The sequence below is a fragment of the uncultured Nostoc sp. genome, from assembly GCF_964245445.1.
Lineage (GTDB): Bacteria > Cyanobacteriota > Cyanobacteriia > Cyanobacteriales > Nostocaceae > Nostoc.
The window spans coordinates 1-6,210 of record NZ_CAXTNE010000370.1; the positions used below are offsets into that span (position 1 = coordinate 1).

The window sequence follows — 6,210 nt, forward strand, 5'->3', positions numbered from 1 at the left end:
GTATGGACATTGCACAGTAGATGACCTCAATTCATCCCCCTATTATGCAACGCCCGATTTTTCAGATATCCATTTATTCAAACGGTCATTGTCCGTAACAAAATTCCCCTTTTGGTGTATGACACACAAAAACAGGAGATTGCAGAATGGATAAGCTAATTTTGTATCGTGAACTAATTCAGAGATTATTGACGACGCGAGGAAAGTTGCGTTCTGAAAGCGATCCAATAGAAAGTCAAACCATTTTTGATACTACAAAAGACCACTATCAGCTTGTGCATGTGGGATGGAAGGATAGTAGTACCCGGATTTATGGCTGTGTGCTGCATATAGATATCAAGGATGGGAAAATTTGGGTGCAGCATGACGGAACGGAGGATGCGATCGCAGATCAACTCGTGAGCGAGGGAGTGCCTAAGCAAGATATTGTCATAGCATATCATGCACCTCATGTACGGCAGTATACAGAGTTTGCTGTAGGCTAAACCTATTTAAAAAGCCTGTTTGCGAGTAACGATCACAAACAGGCTTGACTTTTTCTAACTTTCTAATTAAGCTTGCTCCCAAAGCTGACGTACATAGTCAGGTAGCCAGCTAGCAATTTCCTGAATCCGCTCTTGAGAAAGTTCGTCTTTGGTGGCAGAAAAAACTGCTTTAACCGCTTGCTCTCGCTCGACCGATCGCGGCATTCCGCTTTCATTAGCAACTCGGAACAGGAAGCGATCAGAATCGATATTGAAGATACCTGGCCCTTTCCAAGGTGGACGAACCCGGCTCAAAAATCCCACAATTGGATTTGTATCTTTCCAGAGATCGGACACTTCAAACTGGAGTGCTTTTTCATCCGTAGGTATAGCTTCTGTATGCAGTTCTGACTCGACGCGATCGCTGGCTTCTGTGGTCATCAAGTCGCGCATAACACGAAACACGACTTCAGTAAAGTCTCTTGCATCATAGGGATCTGCAAATCCGGCTCTGACCTGGACTTTTTCTAGGAACGAGCGATGTTCGTCAGCGATTACAGTTCGAGAATCTTCAATCTCCGTTGGGTCAATTTCTGGAACATTTGTTCTAAATGATTCATCAGGCATTGTTTTTTCTTGTGCTTTTTAATATTGAGTCTTTATGCTTACCTTATGTAAGGTCGCACAAATCAAAAACCCTTAACATCATCCAGAAGTTTGAAATACGACCTATTCAAAAGTTAGAAATTTATTTTATCTGCTTATAGCAGCAAAGCAAGAAGGTCATGGTTGAGGTTAAGCGATTGAGCAGAGCAATACTTTTGGTGTTTCCGCTCATCATAGACATTGCCCATTGATATTGAAAAATAGTCAGAATAGATGAATTGGTATAAAATTAGCTGAAACACAGATGGTAGAAACAACAAACATCGAAATTAACACTGGCTACGTTAAAGTACCCAACGATGACTTAGAAATCGATGCTTACTTAGCTCAACCAGCACAAAATGGAACCTTTGGCGCAGTTATAGTTTTTCCAGAAATTTTTGGAATCAACAGTAATATTCGAGATATCACCGAACTAATTGCAAAACAAGGATATGTAGCAATAGCTCCGGCGATGTATCAACGTATTGCTCCCGGTTTTGAGGCTGACTTTAGTCCTGAAGATGTTGGCTATAGCCCAGAAAGCTATCGGCTGGGCTTGGAATACTATCAACAAGTAAAGTATCAAGAGATATTCAACGATATTCAAGCTGCCATTACTTACCTAAAAACTTTACCCAATGTCAAAAATAATGCAATTGGTGTCATTGGTTTCTGTTTTGGCGGTCATGTTGCTTATATGGCTGCAACTTTACCCGATATCAAAGCAACAGCTTCATTCTATGGTGGTGGAATTACCACTTCTAGTTATGGTGAAGAGACTCCAACCATTAATCGTACTTCAGATATTAAAGGTACTATTTATGCCTTTTTTGGTACAAGAGATTCATTAGTTTCCCAAGAAGAAAACGAGCAAATTGAGGCAGAATTAAAGAAGCATAAAATAAAGCATCATATATTTCGATACGATGCAGGACATGGATTCTTTGCCGGATTTTTCAAAGATAAGTACCCATTTTTAGAGCAGCACCCAAGTTACAACCCAGAAGCTGCTCCTGATGCTTGGAAACATGTTCTAGAACTGTTTCAAAACAACTTGTGATATGGTTACAAGCTAATCAATCTTCCTTTAAAAATGTTTGTAGTCGGGACTTCAGTCCTGATTTTGTAAAGCCCTTTGGGCATAGTTGCCTTACTACATAGCGTCTCGTAGAGAGGACTTTAGTCCTCACTACAAAACAAAATTACAAGACTGCGATACTGTTGGCTTTAAGCTTTTGAGTTTTTCAGCAGTAATTGACAACCACATAAAAATGGGTTTGGATTTTCTATGCGATCGTCCACAAGCACTTCAATGGGAAGCTTGCTGTTATAAATCAATTCGTTATAATCCATCAATGCGTTCCACTTGATTTTGCCAGTCGGGAAGCCTAGCTGTGAACTAGCATCAAATATTAATTCTTGCCATTTCTGAAACTCTGGATCTTGCGATTTGCAGTAATCGAGAATGGCAATAAATGCACCAGGCTTGGTAACTCGTAGAATTTCCTTAAGAGCAAGAACTGGATCATTAACGACACAGAAAGTAAATCCCGACGCTGCTGCATCAAAGCTATTATCAGGAAAATCAAGATTGCACATATCCGATACTTTGAAGGTGATGTCTGCGGATACGCGCTTTTTACGTGCTTCATCCATCATCTTCTCAGAAAGATCAACACCGACGACATGCACGCCTTCAGGGTATGCTGAAAGGTTAAGACCTGTTCCTACCGCAGCATCTAGTACGGTTTGTCCTGGCTTAAGCTGCAAAGAAGCAATTAGAGGTTCGCGCTCGATGTGCCAGTAACGCTTCATAATTGCGTCATAATCCACTGCACCTTGATCGTAGGTTTCAATCACCTGATTTATCTGCATAGGTTGCTTAACAAATATAACTACTGGTTTTCCTCTTTATTTATATGTATAATATAATTACAATTTAAGAATGACTACCGTAATAATAGCTAGATACTTTGGTAATTCCAAATTAGTATAAACTTAAACCACTCCATCAACCTTTGGCCGGAGAGGAACTTGAATGATAAACTCGGTTCCTTCTCCAGGAGTTGAGAAGCACTCCAGTTTGCCGCCATGTTTTTGTGTGACGATTTGGTAGCTGATGGACATACCCATTCCGGTTCCTTTGCCAATGGGTTTGGTGGTGAAAAAGGGATCGAATATTCGTTGCTGAAATTCTTTGGAAATTCCGACTCCATTATCAGCGATCGCCACTTCTAACCACGTTGAATTAACTACCGATGTGCGAATCCTAATTCTACTGGGATTGTTCTCGATATCCTGATAGGTACGCAAGGCATTGCTTTCTTCTAGCGCATCAATTGCATTCACTAAAATATTCATAAACACCTGGTTGAGTTGTCCGGCATAGCATTCTACTAGGGGTACATTGCCGTAGTTTTTGATCACCTCAATTTCAGGTTGCTCTGGTTTAGCTTTGAGGCGGTGTTGCAAAATCATCAGGGTACTGTCAATGCCCTCATGAATATCGACGCTTTTGAATTCTGCTTCGTCCATGCGGGAGAAGTTTCGCAGCGACAGTACAATCTGGCGAATGCGCTCGGTGCCCACTTTCATAGAAGACAACATTTTTGGTAAGTCTTCTTGCAAAAACTCAAGATCCATGTCTTCGGCAGCGATTTGAATTTCCGGAGCCGAGTTAGAATCATGCTGCTGATACAACTGCACAAACGCTAATAAATCCTGAATATATTCTTGTACATGGACAAGGTTGCCATGAATAAAGTTGACTGGATTATTAATTTCGTGTGCAACTCCAGCAACTAGTTGTCCGAGACTAGACATTTTTTCACTTTGAATAACTTGAGATTGAGTGCGCTGCAATTCCGCTAATGCATTTTTGAGTTCAGTGGTGCGTTCTTCTACCCGATCTTCTAGTTCTTCCTTGCTTTTCTCGAGAGCAGTAAATGATTCGTGCAGTTGCCCTGCCATGTGGTTGAAAGAGTTGGATAGAGTATTAAGTTCTCGAATGCCGCTAGTTTCTACTGTCTGATCTAAATTGCCAGATGCCATTGCCTCACTTGCCCAACTCAGGCGCAGAATCGGGCGTACAATCCAATGAGAGGTGAACACGCCCATCACCGAGGCAACAACCAATGCGCCAAAACAAAGGGCGATCGTGGTCTGCGTGTTGGCATTAATTTGCGCCATAAATGTGTTTTCTGGCACACTCACCACCAGCAGCCAATCCAAGCCATACTTGTCACGCCAAGGTACAACATCGACATAATGCCGTTTTCCTTGTAACTTCATCTGAAAATCTGTGTCTTGGGTGATGGACTTAAACTCTTTAAAAGTTTGGAGGTGTCTGGCAATGTTCTGTATTATTGGGTCAGAACTGTCGATCGCCTGCAACCTCTCAACCTTTTGATTAACGAAGGTAAAGGGCTTTTCTGTGCCGGAAGTGGCGATTAATGTGCCATCCCGTTCTAAAAGGAACACCCGCCCAGACTTACTAATATTCAAACTGCGTAAAAAATCGCTGAGTTTGAGCAAGTGAATGTCCGCAGCAATCATTCCCAGCAAGCGATTTTGCGAATCATAAATCGGACGACTGGCAGAGGCGGCGATGTAAGGACCGGTGGGAAAAGTTGCACTTACAATCTTTCCCCAAATGGGTTTACCTGCGGCGAGCGATTGGGTATACCAAGTTTCGCTAGAATTTTCCCAATCCCACCGAGCATTCACCTGAGTTCGATTGCCTTGCTGATCAGTAGCGTAAGTGTAGACATTGTTGGGAGGCTTGGCAGTCCAATCATCAATGGTGATCGTCTTGCCATCATAACGAGCCGCACCCAGCCCTTCACCTGTCGTTAGTCCGATACCAATATAAGTCAGGTCATAGACCTGGATCTGATCCCAGAAATACTTGCCAAGATTTTTACGAGCGCGTACATCTAATATTCCCCTGCGGATAGCATCTGCGTTGATTTGATTAAGCGTTTGCGGAATGGAAAGATAAGACTTAAGGTGTTCATCCACTACATCCCTGGTACGATCTATCAACTCTTCTGCCACGTCATTAACTGCTCTTTGCCCATTTTTAAAGGACAAATAACCCACTAAACTGACCGCTGCAAAAATTTGGATAATGAAGGGAACAACAAGAACAATCTGTAATGGGAACGCTTTACCTTTGCTAAGATAGGGAGTTTTCATTGGAAACTAGAAGTTGATGCTAATCTGATTTACTTCTATAGTTCCCAAGATGCCCACATACTAACCTTTGTTTAAATTTTTTTGTCAAGCTTTAGGGTGCGTTGTCGCAAAGCGCAACACACCATCATAATCATTAATTAGTGCGTTGTGTTGCGCGACTAGTAACGGATAAATATATTTGATAAAACAGCAATGTCTACGACGGGCTGCGCCTACGCAATTATTTGAGTTTGACAAAATTTTGAGTACTACGGCACATCTTAACTTGTCGTTACCGTTGTCTTTCCATTCTTGCCCTCCACACTGGCAACAAATAACGGTTGCTCAGTACCGGAAGTTGGCGGTTCGCCTCGTAGTCCCTTACGACGTTGATTTTTAGGAACTCCTCCCGCCATGCCGTACTCTACACTGCTTTTGCCATATCGAGTCCCAACTGCCATCAGCATGTGTTCTGTCATATCTCCCAACTCACTTTCTGTTTCCAGCATTTCACGATACAACTTATCTAAGCTGGAAAGGGCACTGTTATAGGCATTTTCTTTAGATCGCATCATCTCGATCAGGCTTGAGAAGGCAGGTAAGGTGAGTCCATTGCCTAAATCTAACCTCGGATCAATTGAGTTTATGCTTGCGGCACGGCGCACTGCTTTTTCTAACACTACAGAAGTTCTTTTTCTCCGAGCCATAATCTACACCTTGTAATCCAGTACGGTTAATATTCTTTACCTTAAAAAATTACGTATAGATCAGCCTGAGAGAATTCCGGCAAATCTGCAATAGCTTTTGCTACATAGGGACAATTACAGCAGATTGCGCGAATTACTTAAATGAGAAAGCAAACTGGGCTTTGAGAAAGTAAAAGCTGCTTTTGCTTGCGGAAAACACCAAAATGAGAAAGCAA

The 6,210-nt window shown here is 42.0% G+C and carries 6 protein-coding genes; 2 read left to right on the top strand and 4 right to left on the bottom strand.

Annotated elements, in window-relative coordinates:
• Positions 1-146 precede the first annotated feature (146 nt).
• The gene (locus ACFE90_RS34995) at positions 147-485 is read left to right on the top strand and encodes a XisI protein (RefSeq protein WP_375506866.1); all 339 of its coding nucleotides are present in this window, start codon (positions 147-149) and stop codon (positions 483-485) included.
• Between the two features lie 66 nt (positions 486-551).
• On the opposite strand, the gene ACFE90_RS35000 is transcribed toward ACFE90_RS34995, so the two are convergent.
• Entirely contained in the window at positions 552-1,091 is a 540-nt protein-coding gene (locus ACFE90_RS35000; protein ID WP_375506867.1) for a DUF2267 domain-containing protein, read from the bottom strand.
• A gap of 283 nt (positions 1,092-1,374) precedes the next feature.
• Between ACFE90_RS35000 and ACFE90_RS35005 the strand changes: the two genes are divergently transcribed.
• On the top strand, positions 1,375-2,172 hold the full coding sequence (locus tag ACFE90_RS35005; RefSeq protein ID WP_375506868.1) for a dienelactone hydrolase family protein: 798 nt from the start codon (positions 1,375-1,377) through the stop codon (positions 2,170-2,172).
• Positions 2,173-2,339: 167 nt separating this feature from the next.
• Here the strand turns inward: ACFE90_RS35005 and ACFE90_RS35010 are convergent, their stop codons facing one another.
• The 3 genes from ACFE90_RS35010 to ACFE90_RS35020 all read right to left on the bottom strand — a co-directional run bounded on the left by ACFE90_RS35010 (position 2,340) and on the right by ACFE90_RS35020 (position 5,995).
• Entirely contained in the window at positions 2,340-2,987 is a 648-nt protein-coding gene (locus ACFE90_RS35010; RefSeq protein WP_375506869.1) for a class I SAM-dependent methyltransferase, read from the bottom strand.
• A gap of 123 nt (positions 2,988-3,110) precedes the next feature.
• Complete coding sequence (locus ACFE90_RS35015) at positions 3,111-5,309, bottom strand: ATP-binding protein (RefSeq protein WP_375506870.1); 2,199 nt, start codon at positions 5,307-5,309, stop codon at positions 3,111-3,113.
• Between the two features lie 260 nt (positions 5,310-5,569).
• The gene (locus tag ACFE90_RS35020) at positions 5,570-5,995 is read right to left on the bottom strand and encodes a hypothetical protein (RefSeq protein WP_375506871.1); all 426 of its coding nucleotides are present in this window, start codon (positions 5,993-5,995) and stop codon (positions 5,570-5,572) included.
• Between the last annotated feature and the right edge of the window lie 215 nt (positions 5,996-6,210).

Bases quoted from the DNA above. Each gene is read 5' to 3' on its own strand.
- ACFE90_RS34995 (WP_375506866.1), top strand. From the start codon at position 147: ATGGATAAGCTAATTTTGTATCGTGAACTAATTCAGAGATTATTGACG.
- ACFE90_RS35000 (WP_375506867.1), bottom strand. From the start codon at position 1,091: ATGCCTGATGAATCATTTAGAACAAATGTTCCAGAAATTGACCCAACG.
- ACFE90_RS35005 (WP_375506868.1), top strand. From the start codon at position 1,375: ATGGTAGAAACAACAAACATCGAAATTAACACTGGCTACGTTAAAGTA.
- ACFE90_RS35010 (WP_375506869.1), bottom strand. From the start codon at position 2,987: ATGCAGATAAATCAGGTGATTGAAACCTACGATCAAGGTGCAGTGGAT.
- ACFE90_RS35015 (WP_375506870.1), bottom strand. From the start codon at position 5,309: ATGAAAACTCCCTATCTTAGCAAAGGTAAAGCGTTCCCATTACAGATT.
- ACFE90_RS35020 (WP_375506871.1), bottom strand. From the start codon at position 5,995: ATGGCTCGGAGAAAAAGAACTTCTGTAGTGTTAGAAAAAGCAGTGCGC.